This window comes from Undibacterium hunanense (assembly GCF_014284335.1).
GTDB classification, from domain to species: Bacteria; Pseudomonadota; Gammaproteobacteria; order Burkholderiales; family Burkholderiaceae_D; genus Undibacterium; species Undibacterium hunanense.
Map to the genome: position 1 here is coordinate 682763 of NZ_JACOGF010000002.1, position 20141 is coordinate 702903.

At 53.3% G+C, this 20141-nt stretch carries 22 protein-coding genes; 17 read left to right on the forward strand and 5 right to left on the reverse strand.

All coding sequences use genetic code 11. The features are described from left to right. Positions 1-69 precede the first annotated feature (69 nt). The 7 genes from H8L32_RS06075 to H8L32_RS06105 all read left to right on the forward strand — a co-directional run bounded on the left by H8L32_RS06075 (position 70) and on the right by H8L32_RS06105 (position 5962). Positions 70-672 (forward strand): FMN-dependent NADH-azoreductase, encoded by a 603-nt coding sequence (locus H8L32_RS06075; protein ID WP_186946251.1) that lies wholly within the window; start codon positions 70-72, stop codon positions 670-672. Positions 673-826: 154 nt separating this feature from the next. Further along, on the forward strand, positions 827-1732 hold the full coding sequence (locus tag H8L32_RS06080) for a pirin family protein (protein WP_186946252.1): 906 nt from the start codon (positions 827-829) through the stop codon (positions 1730-1732). Between the two features lie 293 nt (positions 1733-2025). After that, the gene (locus tag H8L32_RS06085; protein WP_186946253.1) at positions 2026-2442 is read left to right on the forward strand and encodes a DoxX family protein; all 417 of its coding nucleotides are present in this window, start codon (positions 2026-2028) and stop codon (positions 2440-2442) included. Positions 2443-2655: 213 nt separating this feature from the next. Next, on the forward strand, positions 2656-3501 hold the full coding sequence (gene phnC / locus H8L32_RS06090; RefSeq protein ID WP_186946254.1) for a phosphonate ABC transporter ATP-binding protein: 846 nt from the start codon (positions 2656-2658) through the stop codon (positions 3499-3501). Positions 3502-3529: 28 nt separating this feature from the next. Next, positions 3530-4510 (forward strand): phosphonate ABC transporter substrate-binding protein, encoded by a 981-nt coding sequence (gene phnD, locus H8L32_RS06095; protein WP_186946255.1) that lies wholly within the window; start codon positions 3530-3532, stop codon positions 4508-4510. Between the two features lie 4 nt (positions 4511-4514). After that, entirely contained in the window at positions 4515-5324 is an 810-nt protein-coding gene (gene phnE, locus H8L32_RS06100) for a phosphonate ABC transporter, permease protein PhnE (protein WP_186946256.1), read from the forward strand. A gap of 50 nt (positions 5325-5374) precedes the next feature. Continuing rightward, positions 5375-5962: an HD domain-containing protein gene (locus tag H8L32_RS06105; protein WP_186946257.1), complete on the forward strand. Its 588-nt coding sequence runs from the start codon at positions 5375-5377 to the stop codon at positions 5960-5962. 16 nt (positions 5963-5978) lie between these two features. Here H8L32_RS06105 and phnN read toward each other — a convergent pair whose 3' ends face one another. Then, the gene (gene phnN / locus H8L32_RS06110) at positions 5979-7253 is read right to left on the reverse strand and encodes a phosphonate metabolism protein/1,5-bisphosphokinase (PRPP-forming) PhnN (RefSeq protein ID WP_230412087.1); all 1275 of its coding nucleotides are present in this window, start codon (positions 7251-7253) and stop codon (positions 5979-5981) included. After that, positions 7253-8458, reverse strand: coding sequence for an alpha-D-ribose 1-methylphosphonate 5-triphosphate diphosphatase (locus H8L32_RS06115; RefSeq protein ID WP_186946259.1), 1206 nt, complete (start codon positions 8456-8458; stop codon positions 7253-7255). Before H8L32_RS06115 ends, phnN begins: the two co-directional genes overlap by 1 nt. A gap of 153 nt (positions 8459-8611) precedes the next feature. On the opposite strand from H8L32_RS06115, the gene phnG reads away from it, so the two are divergent. Genes phnG through H8L32_RS06150 form a run of 7 tightly spaced genes read left to right on the forward strand, consistent with a single transcriptional unit; the run spans position 8612 to position 14470 of the window. Further along, positions 8612-9079, forward strand: a complete 468-nt coding sequence (gene phnG / locus H8L32_RS06120) for a phosphonate C-P lyase system protein PhnG (protein WP_186946260.1) — start codon at positions 8612-8614, stop codon at positions 9077-9079. Further along, on the forward strand, positions 9076-9702 hold the full coding sequence (phnH, locus tag H8L32_RS06125; protein ID WP_186946261.1) for a phosphonate C-P lyase system protein PhnH: 627 nt from the start codon (positions 9076-9078) through the stop codon (positions 9700-9702). The genes phnG and phnH overlap by 4 nt, the downstream gene beginning before the upstream one ends. Then, positions 9687-10865, forward strand: coding sequence for a carbon-phosphorus lyase complex subunit PhnI (locus tag H8L32_RS06130; protein WP_186946262.1), 1179 nt, complete (start codon positions 9687-9689; stop codon positions 10863-10865). Before phnH ends, H8L32_RS06130 begins: the two co-directional genes overlap by 16 nt. Beyond that, positions 10865-11809: an alpha-D-ribose 1-methylphosphonate 5-phosphate C-P-lyase PhnJ gene (locus tag H8L32_RS06135; protein ID WP_222619219.1), complete on the forward strand. Its 945-nt coding sequence runs from the start codon at positions 10865-10867 to the stop codon at positions 11807-11809. The genes H8L32_RS06130 and H8L32_RS06135 overlap by 1 nt, the downstream gene beginning before the upstream one ends. After that, positions 11809-12597: a phosphonate C-P lyase system protein PhnK gene (gene phnK / locus H8L32_RS06140; protein ID WP_186946328.1), complete on the forward strand. Its 789-nt coding sequence runs from the start codon at positions 11809-11811 to the stop codon at positions 12595-12597. The genes H8L32_RS06135 and phnK overlap by 1 nt, the downstream gene beginning before the upstream one ends. Before the next feature lie 9 nt (positions 12598-12606). Next, entirely contained in the window at positions 12607-13317 is a 711-nt protein-coding gene (gene phnL / locus H8L32_RS06145) for a phosphonate C-P lyase system protein PhnL (protein ID WP_186946263.1), read from the forward strand. Positions 13318-13327: 10 nt separating this feature from the next. Further along, positions 13328-14470 (forward strand): alpha-D-ribose 1-methylphosphonate 5-triphosphate diphosphatase, encoded by a 1143-nt coding sequence (locus H8L32_RS06150; RefSeq protein WP_186946264.1) that lies wholly within the window; start codon positions 13328-13330, stop codon positions 14468-14470. 60 nt (positions 14471-14530) lie between these two features. Here the strand turns inward: H8L32_RS06150 and ttcA are convergent, their stop codons facing one another. The 3 genes from ttcA to H8L32_RS06165 are packed head-to-tail and all read right to left on the reverse strand — an operon-like array spanning position 14531 to position 16709. Next, positions 14531-15472 (reverse strand): tRNA 2-thiocytidine(32) synthetase TtcA, encoded by a 942-nt coding sequence (gene ttcA / locus H8L32_RS06155; RefSeq protein WP_408058816.1) that lies wholly within the window; start codon positions 15470-15472, stop codon positions 14531-14533. A 20-nt stretch (positions 15473-15492) separates the two neighbouring features. Next, positions 15493-15891, reverse strand: a complete 399-nt coding sequence (locus H8L32_RS06160; RefSeq protein ID WP_186946265.1) for a dihydroneopterin aldolase — start codon at positions 15889-15891, stop codon at positions 15493-15495. Between the two features lie 14 nt (positions 15892-15905). Beyond that, positions 15906-16709 (reverse strand): SDR family oxidoreductase, encoded by an 804-nt coding sequence (locus H8L32_RS06165; protein ID WP_186946266.1) that lies wholly within the window; start codon positions 16707-16709, stop codon positions 15906-15908. A 45-nt stretch (positions 16710-16754) separates the two neighbouring features. On the opposite strand from H8L32_RS06165, the gene H8L32_RS06170 reads away from it, so the two are divergent. The 3 genes from H8L32_RS06170 to H8L32_RS06180 all read left to right on the forward strand — a co-directional run bounded on the left by H8L32_RS06170 (position 16755) and on the right by H8L32_RS06180 (position 20078). Beyond that, complete coding sequence (locus tag H8L32_RS06170) at positions 16755-17927, forward strand: class I SAM-dependent methyltransferase (RefSeq protein ID WP_186946267.1); 1173 nt, start codon at positions 16755-16757, stop codon at positions 17925-17927. A gap of 82 nt (positions 17928-18009) precedes the next feature. Continuing rightward, positions 18010-18207 carry a DUF2905 domain-containing protein gene (locus H8L32_RS06175; protein WP_186946268.1) on the forward strand — a complete coding sequence of 66 codons (198 nt, stop codon included), beginning with the start codon at positions 18010-18012 and terminating at the stop codon, positions 18205-18207. 242 nt (positions 18208-18449) lie between these two features. Next, the gene (locus H8L32_RS06180; protein WP_186946269.1) at positions 18450-20078 is read left to right on the forward strand and encodes a tetratricopeptide repeat-containing response regulator; all 1629 of its coding nucleotides are present in this window, start codon (positions 18450-18452) and stop codon (positions 20076-20078) included. Positions 20079-20141 lie beyond the last annotated feature (63 nt).

Sequence of the window (20141 nt, forward strand, 5' to 3'; positions counted from 1 at the left end):
AACGTCTTCCGGAATGTTTTTGGAACGATTAAAGTACGTCCATCAACTCTTTTCTGAAAGGAACACAAAATGAACATCCTGCAAATCAACTCCAGCGCCCGTGTCCAAGGTTCTCATTCCACTCAACTGGCGAATAGCCTGGTTGAGGTTTTATTGGAAGCCACGTCTGGCGCTACCGTGAATGTACGTAATCTCGGCAGCAATCCCCATCCCATACTTGATGAAACAGCATTGCAAGCCCTGTTCACACCGGCAGACCAGCGTACCGCAGAACAACAAGCCCGCGTTGCCCTGGACGATGCACTGATTGCCGAAATCCAGGCTGCGGATGTGGTCGTGCTGGGTGCACCCATGTATAACTTTGGTATTTCTGCCCAGTTGAAAAACTGGATCGATGCAGTGTCCCGTGCCCAGGTCACTTTCCGTTATACCGCCAACGGCCCTGAAGGTTTGTTGACTGGCAAGAAAGTGTATGTCGTGCTGACACGTGGCGGTCTGTATCGCAATACACCAAACGACACACAAATGCCTTACCTGAAAACCTTTTTTGGCTTCCTGGGCATGACCGATGTAGAGTTTGTCTATGCAGAAGGTTTGGCCATGGGCCCGGATGCAGAAAAAGCATCACTGGCTTCAGCACATCAGCAAATTAATGATTTACTGCCTGCTTAATAATTTACCGGCAATTTATCAGGACTTATGCAAAATTGTCCCAACAAGGCGTCAGCGACGAAGACAGTACTTTAGTACCGAATCTTGCTAAATGCGGGAGCTGCAACGCTTTGGGGCAGTTTTGCGTAAGTCCTACTTACAAGGACGATGGATCATGGAAACGACAGATGTAGTTGCAAGCAATACAGCAGTTCAACAAGCGGAAAACGTTACACATTCACGCGTGGTGGAGCAACTGGTCGCAGGGCAGCCTACTTCAGATGGTGCCGGTGTCAAGCTGACACGGGTATTGACGCAGCCACTGCAATACCGGCTGGACCCCTTCCTCATGCTGGATGCGTTCGGCAGTGATGAGGCAGGCGACTACATCGCCGGTTTCCCCAGCCATCCGCACCGGGGTTTTGAAACCATCACCTATATGCTGGCTGGCCGTATGCGTCACCGCGACAGTGCCGGTAATGAAGGCCTGTTGCAAAACGGTGGCGTGCAATGGATGACGGCCGGTCGTGGTGTGATTCATTCAGAAATGCCGGAACAGGAAGAAGGCCGCATGGCAGGCTTTCAGTTATGGCTGAACCTGCCAGCGAAAGACAAGATGATAGCGCCCTGGTACCGCGACATCCAGAGCGGCACCATCCCTGAATTGCTGACGGCAGCCGGTGTCAAAGTGCGCATCATTGCTGGCAGCAGCCATGGTGTGGCAGGTGCCGTGCAACGTGAAGTCACCCAGCCTTTGTACCTGGATATACACATGCCAGCCGGTAGCAGTTTTAGCCACAACCTGCCCGCCAGTTTTAATGCTTTTGTGTATGTATATGAAGGTGAAGTGCAGATAGCTGAGCGCGATGTGCCCGTGCAGCGCATGGCAATATTGAAAAAATCGCCGGATGCAGATGGTGTTGTGATTGATGCCAAAGTCGATAGCCGCTTCTTGCTGATTGCTGGTCAGCCCCTGGGTGAAACGATTGTTCAGTATGGGCCGTTTGTGATGAATAGTCAGGCGGAGATTTTTAAAGCGATCAGTGATTTTCGCGAGGGCAAACTAGCGGAAGTTGTTTGATAAGAGTACAGATACTCCTTCCCCTTCAAGGGGATGTCGTCGGGGTTTAACAAAGCATGCTTTGTGCCGACAGAATCTAAGCCGCTTGCAAGCGGCGCAGTGGACGAGCCGGGATGGGGATGGGGCTCTGTAGCTTCGTAGGTTGGGCTACGGTTTACCAGCCCAACACTGTGCGCTTAATAAACGTATACCTTATTTTGAGGCCGAGTGTTGGGCTGATACCCCGTAGCCTAGCGAGGCCCGGCCCAACCTCCGACCCTATCGATAAAAATTCTACATGTAAGGAAAACAAAATGAAACAAATACAAACCATCGGTCCCGTCTTCGGTTCCTTCATCGCCCGCGTGCTGATCGCCCTGATTTTCGTGGCATCCGGTGCCGGCAAGATCACGGGTTTTGAACAGACCGTTGGCTATATCGCCAGCAAGGGTCTGCCTTTGCCTGCTTTGGGCGCCATTGCTGCCATCGTGGTGGAACTGGGTGGCGGCATTATGGTCATTGTTGGCTGGCGTGCACGCTGGGCAGCGGCGGCGATGATCTTGTTCACGCTGGCAGCGGCTTTCATCTTCCATAATTTCTGGGGTGTACCGGCTGAAGCAGCACAAAACCAGATGATCCATTTCATGAAAAATATCTCCATGGCTGGCGGCCTGCTGTATGTCCTGATACATGGCAGCGGTGGCTGGAGCCTGGATGGCCGTAAAGCCTGAGCAGGAAAGAGTTGATTTCCCCGATTCCTGCGCTCACACCCGGGATTCCTTCAGCAGCGGATTTGCCGTAAGGTAAGGCCGCTGTTTTTTTATTCAGGACTTGCGCAGAACTGTCGCCGTTTCATCGTCCGGTAATCCTGCTTTCATACGCCTGACATATTCTTGTCCAATACTCCCGTGGATTAGCTTAATTGTCCAGCCGGAGCAGATGCGATGAAGATAGAAATCAATGGGATTTCCAAGACCTTTAAAGGCGGCTATCAGGCGCTCGACAATATAGCGCTGACATTTGCGCCGGGTGAAATGGTGGCGCTGATTGGCGCCTCCGGTTCTGGCAAGTCGACTTTATTGCGACATATCTCTGGCCTCATCACGGCCAATGCAGACAAGAATGATATACGCCTGGGTGATCAGGTATTGCAGGCGAATGGAGTAATAGGCAGGCAGATACGGCATTTGCGTTCGCAAATTGGTTTTGTCTTCCAGCAATTCAATCTGGTCGGGCGTTTGCCTGTATTGACCAATGTGTTGACAGGCGGCATTGCGCGCATACCCTTGTGGCGTAGTTGTTTCCGTATTTTTACCAAAGAAGAAAAAGCTCTGGGTCTGGCTGCGCTGGCAAGGGTGGGTATCGCGGAACATGCTTACAAACGTGCATCCGCCTTGTCCGGTGGTCAGCAACAACGCGCAGCGATTGCCCGTACCATAGTGCAACAGGCCAGGGTCATACTGGCCGATGAACCGATTGCCTCGCTGGATCCGGAATCTGCACGCCGCGTCATGCAGACCCTGGCTGACCTGAATCGTCAGGATGGTACGACGGTCGTGGTGTCCCTGCACCAGGTGGATGTGGCCCTGCGCTTTTGTCCGCGTACGGTTGCCCTGTCACGTGGACGTGTCGTTTATGACGGCCCTTCCTGTGAACTCACCATCCCCATGCTGCGTGATTTATATGGTGCAGAAGCCGAAGAGTTGCTGAGCCCTGCACCTGTGAAGGCCGCCAGCGATGTGCCTGCTGGCATAGAAATTTCCCTACCCACTCTTGCGGCTGCCGCCTGAGTTTTCTTTCCCCATCAGGAGTATCTCCATGTTTCGTAAATTCGTGCGTAGTTTCACGTTAGGCCTGGCCATGGCAGCATCCGCTTCCATCGTCATGGCAGAAGATGCCGTCAAGACCTTGAACTTTGGCATCATTTCGACTGAATCTTCACAAAACCTGAAGCAGGACTGGCAGCCTGTGCTGGACGATATGAGCAAAAAATTAGGCATCAAGATCACTGCCTTTTTCGCCCCTGACTATGCCGGTGTCATCGAAGGCATGCGGTTCAATAAAGTGCAGTTTGCCTGGTTGGGTAACAAATCCGCGATCGAGGCCGTAGACCGCGCCAACGCTGAAGTGTTTGCACAAATGGTCAATGCTGATGGGACCGTGGGGTACTACAGCATGATCAGCGTACACAAGGACAGCCCTTATCAAACGGTGGAAGATGTATTGAAAAACGCCAAGGCGCTTAATTTTGGTATTGGTGATCCCAATTCCACATCCGGCTTCCTGGTGCCCAGTTATTATGTGTTTGCGCAAAACAATGTCAACCCGAAGTCGGCCTTCAAGACCGTGCGCAGCGCCAATCATGAAACCAATATCCTGGCTGTAGCCAACAAGCAGGTCGATGCAGCAGTCCACAGCTCGGATGTGCTGGACAGAATCATCGCGCGTCAGCCAGAAACGGCTGCTCAATTGCGTCAGGTATGGAAATCACCGTTGATCGCTGCCGATCCTATCGTCTGGCGCAAGGATTTGCCGGCAGATGTCAAAACCAAAATCAGGGATTTCTTTGTCGGCTATGGCAAAACCGGTCCTGATGCAGCGCGTGAGAAAGCACAGTTGAATAAATTGACACTGGGTGGTTTCCAGGTGTCCAGCAATGCACAGCTGAAACCTGTGCGCCAGTTGGAACTGTTCAAGGAAAAAATCAAGATTGAAGCCGATGTTGCCATGACAGCTGACGAGAAAAAACTCAAGCTGGAAGACATCAATCGCAAGCTGACCGACATCGCCAAATCCTGATCGCATGACTACCTCACCATCCATGCGCACGCAGACAACGGCTACCATACCGGCAGCACCCAAACAGGATTTCGTCAAGCTGCTGGTCTGGGGCGTTGTCCTGGCCTTGCTGGCAATGTCCTGGGAAGGTGCTGACATGCGGCCGCTGGAACTGATACGCGACAGCGGCAATATGGTGACGTATGTAGCCAGTTTTTTTCCGCCAGATTTTCATGAATGGCGTATTTACCTGCAGGAATTGCTGGTAACCCTGCAAATCGCTGTCTGGGGTACGGTATTGGCAGTCATATGTGCCGTGCCCCTGGGTTTGTTGAGTTCTTCCAACATCGCCCCGGCCTGGATCAGCCAGCCGGTGCGTCGTCTGATGGATGCTGCCCGCGCCATCAATGAGATGGTGTTTGCCATGTTGTTTGTGGTGGCCGTTGGTCTGGGTCCTTTTGCTGGTGTACTGGCCCTGTTTGTGCATACCACGGGTATTTTGTCCAAGCTGTTTTCCGAAGCGGTGGAAGCCATAGATCCGCAACCGGTAGAGGGCATACGCGCCACCGGTGCTCATGCACTGGAAGAAATCGTGTACGGCGTATTGCCCCAAGTTATGCCTCTGTGGATATCGTTTGCCCTGTATCGTTTTGAATCGAATGTGCGTTCTGCTACCGTGGTTGGCATGGTAGGGGCTGGTGGCATAGGCGTTATTCTATGGGAAGTCATCCGTGCCTTTCAGTATGCACAAACCTGTGCCGTACTGTTGATGATCGTATTGACGGTCAGCCTGATCGACGTAGTGTCATCCCGGTTGAGAAAAATTTTCATTTAAAAGTTCACCATAGATTTCCATAAATCCCTCATAAATTTCCATTCGCCCGCATGAATATCAAACGACGCCAGGCCCAGCCTGTTGATTTTTTCACTCTGGTCACCTGGTTACAGCAACGTGCCGGCGGATTATATGGTGGCGAAGCCATCACACAGCTCGAACACGCCTTGCAATGTGCCAGTCAGGCGCAGCGGGAAGGGGCGACGGATGCACTGGTCGTTGCGGCCCTGCTGCACGACATCGCCCATCTGGCTGATAATGAAACGGATGAGACTTTCCCCCACGGCGAAATGGCAGCGCAACTGTTATCCGAGCTGTTTCATACAGACGTGACCGAACCCATACGCCTGCATGTGGAAGCCAAGCGTTATCTGTGTGCTGCCGATCCCTTGTACTGGTCTGGCCTGTCACCAGCGTCACAGCGTAGCCTGATCTGGCAGGGTGGACCTTATTCTGTTGCGCAGGCAACGGAGTTCATGAACATGCCTTATGCCGAAGATGCCGTGCGCCTGCGGCTATGGGATGATGCGGCCAAAGTGATTGATGCCGTTACGCCGGATCTGGACCATTTCATCGCCCTGATGGAAGAAATTCGTTTGCCACAGCAAGTGATCCAGCTTCAAACGGCAACAGTCTGAAGTTGCGCTGGTCATCTCAGCTATGGTGACCAGCGACCAGAATATCGAGTAACTGCTGACCAGCCAGCTCAATCGAGCCGCTGTTGTCGATGCGGATGATATCGTTTTCTTCAGGTATGGCAAACCTGCTGCCACGATCCAGCCGGTTCAGCAGGGCGGCACCGGATTCGCGCTGGCGTTTTTCTACCCTTTGCCTGATCAGGTCCGGGTCCGCCACTATCCAGACAATTTTTGCGTCAGGAAAAAGCTGCCTGATTTGTGGCAGATATTCGCGTGAACCGTTGACCACGACATCCTGGCCACATCTGAGCTGGACTTCAATATTCCTGCGTATGCCATAGCAAAGTCCATTGGCCTGCCATTGCAGGCAGAAATGGCCGGCTGCAGCCGCCTGCCAATAGGCTTCCTGGCTCATGGCTTCATGTTGTTCGCTGTCATGCTGTGGACGGGTAATCACCCTTTGGGCAAACACCAGATCAGCGCTGGCTGACGCCTGGTTTTTTACCCATTGCAACAGCGTGTCCTTGCCGGCACCAGAGGGGCCAACGACATAAAACAGTTGCCCTGTGCGTGGCAGGGCTTTTTGCTGAAATACCGCCTGGAAGGGAAAGCGTCGCCAGAAGGTCAACGGCGCACCCGGATGTTCTTCCCTGAATATCGTCAATGCATCAAGGGTGAGCGGCTGTGTATCCAGCAGGCGGCCAAAATGTTCTTCTGCTGCCTTGCGCAAGGCATACTGCGCATCGGCATCGAGTTCACCCAGGGTGTCGCTGAGGCTGATGTGGAAACGGTATTCTTCTTCCGTATAGGGATAGCCCCATTGCTGCAACAAGGCTTCCTGTCTGGCACTTAAGCCTGCATGCCGGCGCTTGGCCAGATAGGCAGCATCCGGTGCACTGCGCAAGACATCAAAAAAACTGACACAACGCATGGCGAGCGCATTGATTTCTGCCGTGTTGCCGGATGGACGCAAGGCCAGAAAATCTCCCATCATGCCGACCTGTAGCTTATCCAGCCTGATGCTGTGCTGCACTTTGGCAAATGCACTGGCCATGGCAATCAGTTCGTTTTCCTGAAAACCTTCCAGCAGGCTGAAAGGCGCTTTCAGTGTCGCGTGAAAGCCGTAGCGGCTGGGAGCGCTGGTCATCTTTTCCAGCATGATGTCAGGCAGGCCCGGGATATGATTTTGTGCCATACGGCCAGTCTGCATGGCATCCCGCCCCAGCCAGCGTGAACCGGCTTCCCACCAGGCAGAGTCCGGCGCAGGACAAAAATACAGGGCGTAGCGCATCACGCTGCCAGTTCCAGCGAACGCTGATGTGACAGGCGCTGTGGTTCGGCGCAAAATACCAGCTTGCCGGCGGCGATGGTGGCTATCAGGCGTGGGCTGCCATCTGCCTGCCTTTCCACCAGCACCAAGTCGGCACGTTGCTGTTCTGCGATGTGACCGCGTTCATGCAGACCCAGCACCCTGGCCGGGTTGCGCGATACCAGTTGCCATGCCTGTTCCAGGCTGCATGCACCGTCCTGCTCAAGACGGAATGGAGCGTGCAGCAGGGCAGGGTAATAATAATCAGATGCCAGGATATCGCACAGGCCACGGCGGATCGCCTCGGTAGCTGACAGGCCGCCGCAATGGCTGCCACCCAGCAAGACATTCGGTGCGCCCATGATGACATGGTTATTCAATGTATGGGCAAGCTGCAATGCTTCTTCCGTTTTCGGAAATTCACTGATCTCTGCGCCCAGTGCCTGGAAACGTTCACGGTCCTGCCTGCATTCATCATCATGCGATGCCATGGGTATGCCATGTTCCCGACAGGCCGCTGCCAGTTGCTGTATGGTCTGCACGACGCGGGTAGAACGCGATTGCGCCTTGTGCAAACGTTCCAGAAAAACCGGGACATCACAGCGCGCGCGTTCGGCATAGGTCTGCAATTTTTCTGGTGAAGCAGATTTTTTCAGAATCGATGGCAGGTGCTCATTGAAGGCAAAGAATGCCACCATGCCGGCGTTGATCCATTCCAGCGCATCATGCAGGCCATCTGCATGGTGGTTTTCAAAACGCAGATGAATGCGATGATCAGCATGCACGTGACTGCGTTGCGCAGCCACCTGATCAAGTGTTGCCATGGCAGCATCGCGGCCACGCAAACCACCTTCCCACGAAAAGGTGACACCATGGCAGGCAGTGGTGATGCCATTGGTAATCAATTGCCTGTCGGTATCTGCAAACGCAATATCATAGGCAAAGCTGGTAGCTGGACGCGGTTGCAACTGTCTCTCAAAGGCATCGCCATGAATATCCACCAGGCCCGGCAAGATCAGCAGGCCGCTGGCATCCAGTACCGGTAAGCCGGCATGGCTGCTAAAGCCGGATGTGCCGATGCGGGCAATTTGTGTGCTGGCCAGATGCAGGCTGGCATCACTCCAGCCATATTGGTTGTCTGCACCGTGCAGGTAACTGCCACCTTGTATCGACAAATGCGCATTCATGGTCAGCCTTCTTTATCTTGATACTTCATCATAAACAGAAAATGTGACTGGAAATTGACAAATGTAAACTTGCTGATTTTTCCTTGGTAAGTACATTTTTTGATAGTGGGTATGTCATCAAGACTTCATTTAATGGTGATGTAATAAGTCCCCATGAAAACTGATCCGCATATCAATCTGACACAGCAGGACAGGGCGCACTGGATGTCTGTCCTGGCCAGGGCGCCGACAGACAGGCTGGCACAGGCAGTCACACAGTTTGGTGAATTGCCGCCCTATCTATGGCTCAGGAAACCGGAAGCAGGCCTGGCCATGGTGCGGGCCAGAACTGGTGGCAGTGGTGCCCAGTTCAATCTGGGTGAAATGTCCGTGATACGTTGTGCCTTGCGCCTGGATAGCGGTGAAACCGGCATTGCCTATGTGGCTGGCCGTAATCCTCGTCATGCTGAATGGGCTGCTCTGTTTGATGCCTTGTTGCAGACCGATGCCAGATCTATGGTGCAGACAAATGTGATTGCACCACTGGAGCAGTGGCTGCAAGAAAAGCGCGCCCGTGCAGTGGCCGAAGCAAAGGCCAGCAAGGTCGAATTCATGACCATGGTACGTGGAGAAGATGCATGAATACAGCAACAACCCAGGGCTTGCTGCCAGCCTGGAATGACAGCGTGCATGATGCACAGTCAGCATTTCGCAGTCTGTTGACCGCCATGGCAGAACCAGGCCACATACAGCAACTGACGATCCGGTTCGAGCCCCCCGAACCCTTGCATCTGGCAACCGCTGCCGCCTGCCTGGTATTGATGGATTTTGAAACACCAGTCTGGCTGGCACCGGAATTTGATACCGACGCGTTAAAGTCATATCTGCGTTTCCATTGCGGTCTGCCGCTGGTGGCTGATCCGGCGCAAGCCCACTTTGCAGTGCTGGATACGGTGCCTGAACACCTGGACCTGAACCGCTATTCCCAGGGTAGTACCAGCTATCCGGATAAATCAGCGACTTTGCTGATACAGGTCAGCGACCTGGAAAACGGACCGGCACGCTATCTGACCGGCCCCGGCATACAAGGCCACGCCAATTTCCGCGTCAGCGGTTTGCCGGATGATTTTGTCAGCCGCTGGAACCAGAATCACGCTTCTTTCCCGCAAGGAGTGGATATCCTGTTTTGCAGTGGCAATGCAGTCTTGGGTTTGCCGCGTACCAGCCGTATTCACGATGGGGAAATGCCATGTACGTCGCAGTAAAAGGTGGCGAAAAGGCCATTGCCCAGTCCTATATAGCACTGGAAAAATTGCGCCGTGGTGATACGGCTGTACCAGAACTCAGCATCGCCCAGATTCGCGAACAGATGTCGCTGGCGGTGGCCAGGGTGATGACAGAAGCCTCTTTGTATGACAAGGATCTGGCCGCGCTAGCCATCAAACAGGCCAGCGGTGATCTGATAGAGGCCATCTTCCTGCTGCGTGCCTACCGCACCACCCTGCCGCGCCTGCTGGCAACCATGCCTGTCGATACCTCGGCCATGCTGATACAAAGACGTATTTCGGCTACCTTCAAAGACGTGCCTGGCGGGCAGGTACTGGGGGCTACTTATGACTATACCCAGCGTCTGCTGGATTTTTCGCTGGTGGCAGAATCCCTGGCTGGGGCAGATCAGGCAACAGAAACGGCCTTGTCTGAAGCGAAGGCAGAAGCGGAAGCCGAAGCCTGCCCACGTGTACTGGATTTTTTGAATCAGGAAGGCCTGATCGAAGCCGATGACATGCCTGACGGCGATCCCGAACCATCCGACCTGACGCGTGATCCTTTGCAGTTTCCGGCTTCGCGCGCGCTGCGCCTGCAGAGCCTGGCGCGTGGTGACGAAGGCTTCTTGCTGGCGCTGGCATATTCCACCCAGCGCGGCTATGCCCGCAATCATCCGTTTGCCGGTGAGATACGCCACGGCCTTGTTGATGTGCAGGTGATACCGGAAGAACTGGGTTTTGCCATCGATATCGGTGAAATTGAAATTACCGAATGCCAGATGGTGAACCAGTTTGCCGGCTCGCATACCGAAGCGCCACGATTCACACGCGGCTATGGCCTCAGTTTTGGGTATGGTGAACGCAAAGCCATGGCGATGGCCCTGGTTGATCGCGCACTGCGTGCCGAAGAACTCAAGGAAGAAATTACGGCACCGGCACAAATGCAGGAATTTGTTTTGTACCATGCCGACAATGTAGAAGCTTCCGGTTTTGTCCAGCATTTGAAATTGCCCCATTACGTGGATTTTCAGTCTGAACTGAATCTGCTGCGCAGCCTGCGGCAAGCAATACAGAAAAACCAGCAAGAGCAGGCCCCCACGATAGAAGATGAAGTTAGTACAGCAGATGATCCAGAAAACAAATCAGGTCAGAAAGCCGCATGATGACTAGCCTATTTTCACAAAGTGCTGAGGCCAGCGAAGTGGACGCACACGATCCGGCGCATGCAACACCGCAGTCAGGCTCAGGTCGTAATGTGGCAGAAGCTGGTTATAACTTTGCCTACCTGGATGAACAAACCAAGCGCATGATACGCCGCGCCATCCTGAAGGCTGTCGCCATACCGGGTTATCAAGTGCCTTTCGGGGGCCGTGAAATGCCTTTGCCATATGGCTGGGGTACCGGTGGCATACAGGTGACAGCTGCCATCATCGGCCAGGACGATGTGTTGAAAGTCATCGACCAGGGTTCGGACGATACCACCAATGCCGTCAATATCCGCCGCTTCTTCAAGCGCACCACGGGTGTCGCCACGACAGAAAAAACCACTGAGGCAAGCGTCATACAGACGCGCCACCGGATACCGGAAACACCACTGGCCGCCGGGCAGATCATGGTCTACCAGGTGCCGATTCCCGAGCCGCTGCGCTGGCTGGAACCAAGCGAAACCGAAACACGGAAGTATCATGCCATGGCTGATTATGGGCTGATGAGCGTCAAGCTGTATGAAGACATCGCCCGTTTGGGAAAGATTGAAACGTCCTACGATTATCCGGTCATCGTCAATGGTCGTTATCTGATGCGTCCTTCACCCATTCCTAAATTTGATAATCCAAAAATGCATCAGAATCCGGCCTTGCAACTGTTTGGGGCCGGGCGCGAAAAACGCATTTTTGCAGTACCGCCGTATACCGATGTCAAAAGCCTGGATTTTGAAGATTATCCTTTTGAAATCGAACGCTGGGAACACCGTTGCGCTATGTGTGATGCAGACGACAGTTTTCTGGATGAAGTGATCGTCGATGACCAGGGTGTGCGCATGTTTGTATGCAGTGACACTGACTATTGCCGTACACGTCGTGAAACCCAGGGCAAGGCAGAGGCATGATGCACATTATGGAAGACAGAAGTCCACTGTTGCAGGCGATTGATGTCAGCAAGTTTTATGCGGGCAAACTGGCTTGTGGACCGGTCAGTCTGGACCTGTATCCGGGTGAAGTACTGGGTATAGTCGGTGAATCAGGTTCAGGCAAATCCACTCTGTTGAATTGCCTTGCCGGCCAACTGGCACCGGAACAGGGGCAGGTGCTGTTTCATACGCGTGATGAAGGTGTGGTTGAACTGTTTTCCATCAGCGAAGCCAGGCGACGCCTGCTTTCGCGCACCGACTGGGGCTTTGTGCACCAGAGCGCCAGAGATGGTTTGCGCGTCGAAGTATCTGCCGGTGCGAATGTCGGTGAACGCCTGATGGCAGTCGGCGCCCGGCACTACGGCAAGATACGTGCTGAAGCCACAGACTGGCTGCAAAGAGTGGAAATCGATGTCTCACGCATTGATGATTTGCCGCGCGATTTTTCTGGTGGCATGCAACAGCGCCTGCAAATTGCCCGCAATCTGGTGACCAAACCGCGTCTGATCTTCATGGATGAACCGACCGCCAGCCTGGATGTATCCGTGCAGGCGCGCCTGCTGGATTTGTTACGGCAACTGGTGTCGCAATTGCAGGTTGCTGCCGTCATCGTGACCCATGACCTGGCCGTGGCACGCCTGCTGGCCCACCGCCTGATGGTGATGCGTCAGGGGCAGGTGGTGGAACAGGGTCTGACCGATCAGGTGCTTGATGATCCGCAACATCCCTACACCCAGCTACTGGTTTCTTCCGTCCTGCAGGCATGAGGAAAGCATATGTCACGACGAATTGAAGTGAATGGCCTGAGCAAGGATTTCACCCTGCATTTGCAGGGCGGCCAGCAGATGTCCATCCTGTCCGGCATAGACATGCAGGTGGATGCCGGTGAATGTGTGGTGATCCATGCACCATCCGGTGCCGGCAAGAGTACCTTGCTGCGCAGCCTGTATGCGAATTATCGCGCCAGCAGCGGCCAGGTCAATATCTGGCATGACGGTGCATGGGTGGATGTGCAGTCCGCCCCGGCAAGACAGGTGCTGACTGTGCGGCATCATACCCTGGGTTTTGTCACCCAGTTCCTGCGCGTAATACCCCGCATTTCCACACTGGATCTGGTGGCCGAACCCCTGATCAATCGCGGCGTGGAAAAACAGGTCGCACATGAACAGGCGGAAGAATTATTGTCGCGCCTGCGCATACCAAAGCGCTTGTGGCACATCCCGCCAGCCACTTTTTCTGGCGGTGAGCAACAGCGGGTAAACATTGCGCGCACCATGATTTGTGATTATCCGATTTTATTGCTGGACGAACCCACCGCCTCACTGGATGAAGCAAATCGTGGCACAGTGATAGACATGATCAATGCAGCGCGTGAACGCGGTGTAGCTGTCGTCGGCATTTTCCATGATGAAGCAGTGCGCCAGGCCCTGGCGACCCGGATTTTTTCCATACCCGCAGCGCAAGCTGTTTCTTTGGTCGCAGCATGACGAATAGAATATGAACAGAATAGAAAACGCACACATCGTCCTGGCTGACGAAATCATGCATGGCATGATGGTGACAGAGCAGGGCAGGATAAGCGATCTGGCAGAAGCCGCCCGTATGTCTGCTGTAACTGCAACCGAAGACTGGGAAGGCGATTATCTGCTGCCCGGCATGGTAGAACTGCATACCGATAATCTGGAAAAGCACTTGATGCCCCGACCCAAGGTCAGGTGGCCTACACTGCCTGCCATTCTTGCGCATGATGTCCAGGTCGCTGCATCTGGCATTACCACGGTGCTGGATGCGATTTCAGTCGGTGATATCGATACCGACAGCATGCGTAATGACACTTTACAAGCCTGTACTGAAGGCTTGCGTCTGGCCGCTGATGCCGGTATTTTGCGTGCCGATCATTTCCTGCACATGCGTCTGGAACTGGCAGAAGAAAATCTGCTGGACATGTTTGCCCCTTATCTGAATGACGACAGATTGAAACTGGTTTCGCTGATGGACCATACTCCTGGCCAAAGGCAATGGACAGATCTGAGCCATTATCGCACCTATGTATCCGGCAAGCGTGGCTGGAGCGAGGATAAGGTCGAATCCATGCTTGAACATCTGTTCATTCGTCAGCAAGCCTATGCTGCATCCAATCGTCGCAGCATAGTCAGCAGTTGTCGCGCTCTGGATAATCCCGTGCCTCTGGCGACCCATGATGACACAACGGTAGAGCATGTGGCCGAAGGCGTCGACGATGGTGTGACGATTTCCGAATTCCCGACCACCGTGGCTGCTGCCAAGGCTGCGCGTGAACAAGGCCTGGGCATCATCATGGGCGCACCAAATGTGGTGCGTGGCGGATCGCATTCGGGCAATGTATCTGCTGCTGAACTCGCCAGACTCGATTTACTGGATGTATTGTCGTCCGATTATGTTCCAGCCAGCCTGTTGCATGCGGCTTTCCTGTTGCAGGATGAAGGCTTCAGCCTGCCCAAGGCTGTGGCAACCGTGACGCGTAATCCGGCCCGCATGATAGGTCTGCATGACAGGGGAGAAATTGCCGTGGGCTTGCGTGCCGACTATTTGCGTGTGCGCGTGGTGCAGGGCATACCTGTGGTAATGGGTGTGTGGAAGGCGGGGCGGCAGATCGCTTGATTCTGCTAAAAATAGGAACAAAGGCAGCTTGCAAGCTGCCTTTGTTTTTCCGGACGCAGTTTAATCCTGATCCAGATGCAGGGAAATCACACCGGTAGCCGGTGTCGCACAAGGCTCATCGTCAAAGGCGATATCGCCGTTGGGGTTCGCTTCGCCATCGATTTTCAGGTCAGTGAAATTGAACAGTTTCTTGTCCATCAGATGGGAAGGGGCGACGGTAGACAGTGATGCAAAAATATTGTCCACGCGGCCAGGGAATTTCTTGTCCCATTCACGCATCAAACCCTTGATCTGCTTGCGTTGCAGGTTTTCTTGCGAGCCGCACAGGTCGCAGGGGATGATGGGGAAGTTTTTGACTTCGGCATAGCGTTCAGTGTCAGATTCTTTCACATAGGCCAGCGGGCGGATGACGATGTGTTTGCCGTCATCGGATTGCAGCTTGGCCGGCATGCCTTTCAGCTTGCCACCGAAGAACATATTCAGGAAAAAAGTCTCAAGGATATCGTCACGGTGATGGCCGAGGGCAATTTTGGTTGCACCCAGCTCATCCGCCACGCGGTACAAAATACCGCGACGCAGGCGTGAACACAGCGAGCAGGTGGTTTTACCTTCTGGTATCAGGCGTTTGACGATGCTATAGGTATCCTGATTTTCGATATGGTAAGGAATCCCCAGTTTTTCCAGATAGGCCGGCAGGATATGATCAGGGAAGTTGGGTTGCTTCTGATCCAGGTTGACGGCGACGATATCGAAATTGATAGGCGCACGTTCACGCAGGGTCATCAGGATATCCAGCAGGGCATAGCTATCCTTGCCACCGGACAGGCAGACCATGACCTTGTCGCCTTCTTCTATCATATTGAAATCACCAATCGCCTGGCCAACCAGGCGACACAAGCGTTTGTGCAGCTTATTGTTTTCGTAGGTGATTTTTTCTTGCGATTTGGCCGTGGTTTTTACTTCCACCTCGGCTTCCATCAATGTTTCAGTCAGAGCTTGCATGATAGGTTTTAAATTAAGGCTTAAATGTCGGTTTTGATCTGGAATACTTCCACGCCTACGCCTTCGCAGTCAGGATAGACGTCGGGTTTCATGGTGGAGATGCGTACCGCACGTACTCGTGGGTGTGCCAGCATGATTCTGGCGACATCGTCACACAGGGTTTCCTGCAAGTGTACATGACCCTTGGCAATGCGGTCAGCAATCGTGCAGCGCATGAAATCATAGTCTACAACTTCTTCCAGCTGGTCGTTTTTGGGTGTGGACAAGGCCAATGGAATATACAGATCCACATTGAAGAGCACACGTTGTTCGCCTTTTTTCTCGAACTCATGCACACCGATATTGATGGAAATTTCATAATCGCGCAAAAACAGGCGACGGCAATCGGCGAGCTGGGGGTGGTGCAGGATGGATAACATAATGGTCCTGATGATTAAGTTGGAATAGGGTTGTTGGCAGTCGCCAGAAACATGACGTCGCGCTGCAGGGGAATCAGATGCTGGCCCCCGTCCACCAGTACCGTGGTACCGGTGATGGCCGGACTGTCCGCCAGAAAACAGATGGTACGGGCAATATCTTCCGGTGTGCTTGACTGACCCAGTGGCGTGACTTGATGCGCCTGCTGGAAATCGGCCGCACTCTGGTGGCCGGATACCATGGTAATGCCAGGTGCCACACCGACTACCCGCACGGTCGGTGCCAGCGCTTGCGCCAGCGTCGTGGTCGCGCATTGCAGGGCGGCCTTGGACAGGGTGTAAGACAAGAAATCGGGATTGAGGTTATACAGCTTCTGATCCAGCAGGTTGATGACGCAGGCCTGTGTGCCGCTTGCAGTTGCTGTATGCAGCGCCTGCGCCAGTATCACCGGAGCTGCCAGATTCGCGTGCATGTGCCGGTCCAGACTCAATTGGCTGAAACTGTGGACATCATCTTCTGCAAATAACGAGGCATTGTTGACGATGCAGTCTATCTTGCCCATTGCAGCGATTGCTGCCGGTAACAGCGCGCGCGTCGCCGCTTCATCGGCAAGGTCTGCCTGCAAGGCATGGGCACGACGACCCAGTGCCTGGATTTCTGTGACCAGTGTCTGCGCCTCTTCCGCCGAATTGCCATAATGGACAGCAATATCCCAGCCCCTGTGCGCCATGTACAGGGCGATATGCCGCCCTATGCGTTTGGCTGCACCGGTGATCAGCGCAGTGCGGGCAGTGTGATTATTGCTGCTTATATTACTCATGGAAATTCTTAACAAGGATTAAGGCGTTTTTAATACAATGCGGCTATGCATAAATTATCTCTACCTGTGCCGGGCGATGATGCGCTGGCTGCTTCATCTGCTTTGCAACAACTGATTATCGACGACATCTGCCAACATCAGGGCTGGATACCATTTTCGCGTTACATGGAACTGGCACTGTATGCGCCGGATCTGGGTTATTACAGCGGTGGTGCCACCAAACTGGGCAAAGACGGTGATTTTACAACCGCACCGGAAATGTCATCCTTGTTTGGTGCTGCGCTGGCTACACTGGCGAGCCACATTTTTACCCATACCCGGGCCGAAATCATGGAGTTCGGTGCTGGTACAGGTAAGCTCGCGCTTGATTTTTTGTCGGAATGTCAATTGTCTGGAATAGCGATAGACCGCTATTTTATCGTGGAATTGTCTGGTGAGCTGCGTGCACGGCAGGAAGAATTGTTGAAAAGCTTCCCACAGGTGACATGGTTGCAAGAAATGCCAGATTCTTTTTCTGGCCTGGTGCTGGGGAATGAGGTGCTGGATGCGATGCCGGTTGACCTGGTCATCAAGACTGCGGATGGCTGGCGTGAGGTCGGTGTTGCCGTTGTTGATGAAGACAGCAGCCCCAGGTTGATTTACCGGGAACTTGCCGGGCAGCTTTGTCATCCGGACAAGATTGCACAAATCCCGGATGCGGATGCGCTGCCGGTAGGTTACCTGACCGAAGTGCATGCCGTCGCCAGCGGTTTCATGCGCAGTATTGCCAGGATGCTGCTGAAAAGCCAGGGAACTACGGCTGCCATTTTCATTGATTATGGTTTTCCGGCGGCAGAGTATTATCATCCGCAACGCCTGCAAGGCAGCCTGATGTGCCATTACCGGCATCATGCTCATCCTGATCCGTTTTACCTGCCCGGCTTGCAGGACATTACTGCGCACGTTGATTTTACTGCCATGGCCAGGGCTGCTCTGGATGAGGGACTGGAGCTGTTGAGCTACAGCAGTCAGGCCGGGTTTTTAATGGCCGCCGGCATCGCCGGTTTGCTGACACGTACCCCGGCAGACCAGGTCATGCAGTATCTGCCACAGGCAAATGCGCTGCAAAAACTGGTGTCGCCAGCAGAAATGGGTGAGTTGTTCAAGGTGTTGATCGTGGGTCAGCGACTGGAACTGCCGGAAAATTTACTGCGACTGGATCGCAGCCATCGCTTATGATGCGTGGAAGCTACAATGAGTTCTAGTAGCTTTTTGAAAACTTATTCACTGGCATATAGACCAATTTGATCTGGAGTTTCCTTTGCTGCGCTGGGTTGTGACCATCTTCATTGTCGTCGTTGTATTTTCCAGCTTATTGCCATGGCTGGAAAAATTCGGCATAGGTCGCCTGCCGGGCGATCTGCGTTTTCGGCTGTTTGGCCGGACTTTCTCTTTCCCTTTTGCCTCGACCATCCTGATATCTCTATTGGTTTTGCTGCTGGCGAAGATATTCAAATAAAAAGCTGTTGCAAAAGCGCGCCTGGCACCCCCAAAACTATTAAATATGTTAAAGCCTTGCAACAATGTTGCTGCTTGGGGGTAAAGTTTCCATATGAATGCGCCGTCACTTTAATATAATGAAATAGACTTTTTTCTATTTTGAGGCCGTGCTGACTCTCGGGGGAGAGGGGGCAGCATGCCTGACAGCGATATAAATAATAATTAAATAATAATTAAACAATAATTACGCTAAAGGTTGAAATGAGCGAACTCAGCGACATTCGGGCATTGCTCATTGAGCCGCATTCAGGCATGCGGGTCAGTTTGCACAATATGTTGAATCTGTGCGGCATCACCAAGATAGAACATGGCTTGTCTGCCGGTACGGCAGTGCGCGCGATTCAGGCCAAAGTCTTTGATCTGATACTGTGCGAGTACGATCTTGGCGTTGGCCAGGATGGTCAGCAATTGCTGGAAGACATGCGCCACCACAAGCTGGCCCCTTTATCCACGATTTTCATCATGGTGACGGCAGAGCGTTCTTATGCCAAGGTCGTCAGCGCCGCCGAACTGGCACCCTCTGACTATTTGCTCAAACCCTTTACCGCCGACATGCTGCTTGAGCGTGTGATCCGTGCGCTGGAAAAACGCAAGGCCTTCGTCGAGGTGCATAACCTGATGGAACAGGGATCTATCCCGGAAGCCATCATGGCTTGCCATCACGGCGAGCGCGATCATCCCAAATATGCGATTGACTTCATGCGCCTGCGCGCCGAATTGCATGTCATACAGGGAGAAGCAGCAGAAGCTGAGGAATTGTATAAACATTTATTTGAACTCAAAGCCGTTGCCTGGGCCCGGCTGGGTCTGGCAAAGACCTTGTTCATGCAGGGTAAATACCAGGAAGCCGAAGATATACTGAAAAACTTGGTGGCTGAAAATAGCAAGTACATGGATGCCTATGACTGGCTGGCCAAAACCCATGAAATGGCAGGCGAGTTGCCTGAAGCGAAGGAAGTTCTGGACATTGCAGTCGGTGTCTCACCCCATGCGGTCAGGCGTTTGCGCAAGCTGGGTCGGATAGCGCTGGAAACCGGCGATATAGAAACGGCTGAAAATGTCTTGAAAAAAGTCGTCAGCAAGGCCAAGTTTTCTGAGTTCCGCGACCCCGAAGACCATATGAACCTGGTCAATGCCCTGGTCAAGAAAGGCGATACTGAGCAGGCCAAATCGGTCATCCGCGATCTGGAAAAGAATATGTCGGGCCTGAAGAAAACTGCCGCAGTAAGGGCAATTTCTGCTGCCATGGTACATGCCAAAACCGGTGATGCAAGGCTGGCAGAAGAATTGGGGGCTGCGGTCGTCGCCTCGCGTGAAGACATCGGCCTGTCCACGGATGCCAAGCTGGGCCTGGCAAAAAGTTGCCTGGAAAATGATCAGGAAGACAATGCATCCGAAATCATCCTGGATGTGATGAAAAACGCCAGCGACCAAAACGTCATGTCGCGCGCATTGGGGGTGTTTGAAAGCGCTGGTAAAGGTCACATCGGCAAGGAACTGGCACAACGCAGCCAAAAAGAAGTCATGGATCTGGTGGCGCTGGGTGTGCAAAAGGCCAAACAGGGTGATTTCCGTGGTTCGGTTGAACTCATGAGTGCGGCTGCCCGCAAATCGCCGGACAACCCTCAGGTGGTATTGAATGCGGCGCTGGCTGCTCTGAAATGCCTGGAAAACATGGGCTGGGATCAGGCTACTGGTGAGCAGGCACGTCATCTGATTGAGTCTGCACGCCGCTTGGACCCCATGAATCCGCGTCTGAAAGCGATACGCGGCCTTTATGATGAATTACAGAAGAAGTACGGCATTACTACCGTACGTATGGCCAAATAAAAACAAATTTGGCCTCCATCTCCTGAACCGGGATGTACGCTGAAATAATATTAGCTGCGGAGA

Bases quoted from the DNA above. Each gene is read 5' to 3' on its own strand.
- H8L32_RS06075 (WP_186946251.1), top strand. From the start codon at position 70: ATGAACATCCTGCAAATCAACTCCAGCGCCCGTGTCCAAGGTTCTCAT.
- H8L32_RS06080 (WP_186946252.1), top strand. From the start codon at position 827: ATGGAAACGACAGATGTAGTTGCAAGCAATACAGCAGTTCAACAAGCG.
- H8L32_RS06085 (WP_186946253.1), top strand. From the start codon at position 2,026: ATGAAACAAATACAAACCATCGGTCCCGTCTTCGGTTCCTTCATCGCC.
- phnC (WP_186946254.1), top strand. From the start codon at position 2,656: ATGAAGATAGAAATCAATGGGATTTCCAAGACCTTTAAAGGCGGCTAT.
- phnD (WP_186946255.1), top strand. From the start codon at position 3,530: ATGTTTCGTAAATTCGTGCGTAGTTTCACGTTAGGCCTGGCCATGGCA.
- phnE (WP_186946256.1), top strand. From the start codon at position 4,515: ATGACTACCTCACCATCCATGCGCACGCAGACAACGGCTACCATACCG.
- H8L32_RS06105 (WP_186946257.1), top strand. From the start codon at position 5,375: ATGAATATCAAACGACGCCAGGCCCAGCCTGTTGATTTTTTCACTCTG.
- phnN (WP_230412087.1), bottom strand. From the start codon at position 7,253: ATGCGCTACGCCCTGTATTTTTGTCCTGCGCCGGACTCTGCCTGGTGG.
- H8L32_RS06115 (WP_186946259.1), bottom strand. From the start codon at position 8,458: ATGAATGCGCATTTGTCGATACAAGGTGGCAGTTACCTGCACGGTGCA.
- phnG (WP_186946260.1), top strand. From the start codon at position 8,612: ATGAAAACTGATCCGCATATCAATCTGACACAGCAGGACAGGGCGCAC.
- phnH (WP_186946261.1), top strand. From the start codon at position 9,076: ATGAATACAGCAACAACCCAGGGCTTGCTGCCAGCCTGGAATGACAGC.
- H8L32_RS06130 (WP_186946262.1), top strand. From the start codon at position 9,687: ATGTACGTCGCAGTAAAAGGTGGCGAAAAGGCCATTGCCCAGTCCTAT.
- H8L32_RS06135 (WP_222619219.1), top strand. From the start codon at position 10,865: ATGACTAGCCTATTTTCACAAAGTGCTGAGGCCAGCGAAGTGGACGCA.
- phnK (WP_186946328.1), top strand. From the start codon at position 11,809: ATGCACATTATGGAAGACAGAAGTCCACTGTTGCAGGCGATTGATGTC.
- phnL (WP_186946263.1), top strand. From the start codon at position 12,607: ATGTCACGACGAATTGAAGTGAATGGCCTGAGCAAGGATTTCACCCTG.
- H8L32_RS06150 (WP_186946264.1), top strand. From the start codon at position 13,328: ATGAACAGAATAGAAAACGCACACATCGTCCTGGCTGACGAAATCATG.
- ttcA (WP_408058816.1), bottom strand. From the start codon at position 15,472: ATGCAAGCTCTGACTGAAACATTGATGGAAGCCGAGGTGGAAGTAAAA.
- H8L32_RS06160 (WP_186946265.1), bottom strand. From the start codon at position 15,891: ATGTTATCCATCCTGCACCACCCCCAGCTCGCCGATTGCCGTCGCCTG.
- H8L32_RS06165 (WP_186946266.1), bottom strand. From the start codon at position 16,709: ATGAGTAATATAAGCAGCAATAATCACACTGCCCGCACTGCGCTGATC.
- H8L32_RS06170 (WP_186946267.1), top strand. From the start codon at position 16,755: ATGCATAAATTATCTCTACCTGTGCCGGGCGATGATGCGCTGGCTGCT.
- H8L32_RS06180 (WP_186946269.1), top strand. From the start codon at position 18,450: ATGAGCGAACTCAGCGACATTCGGGCATTGCTCATTGAGCCGCATTCA.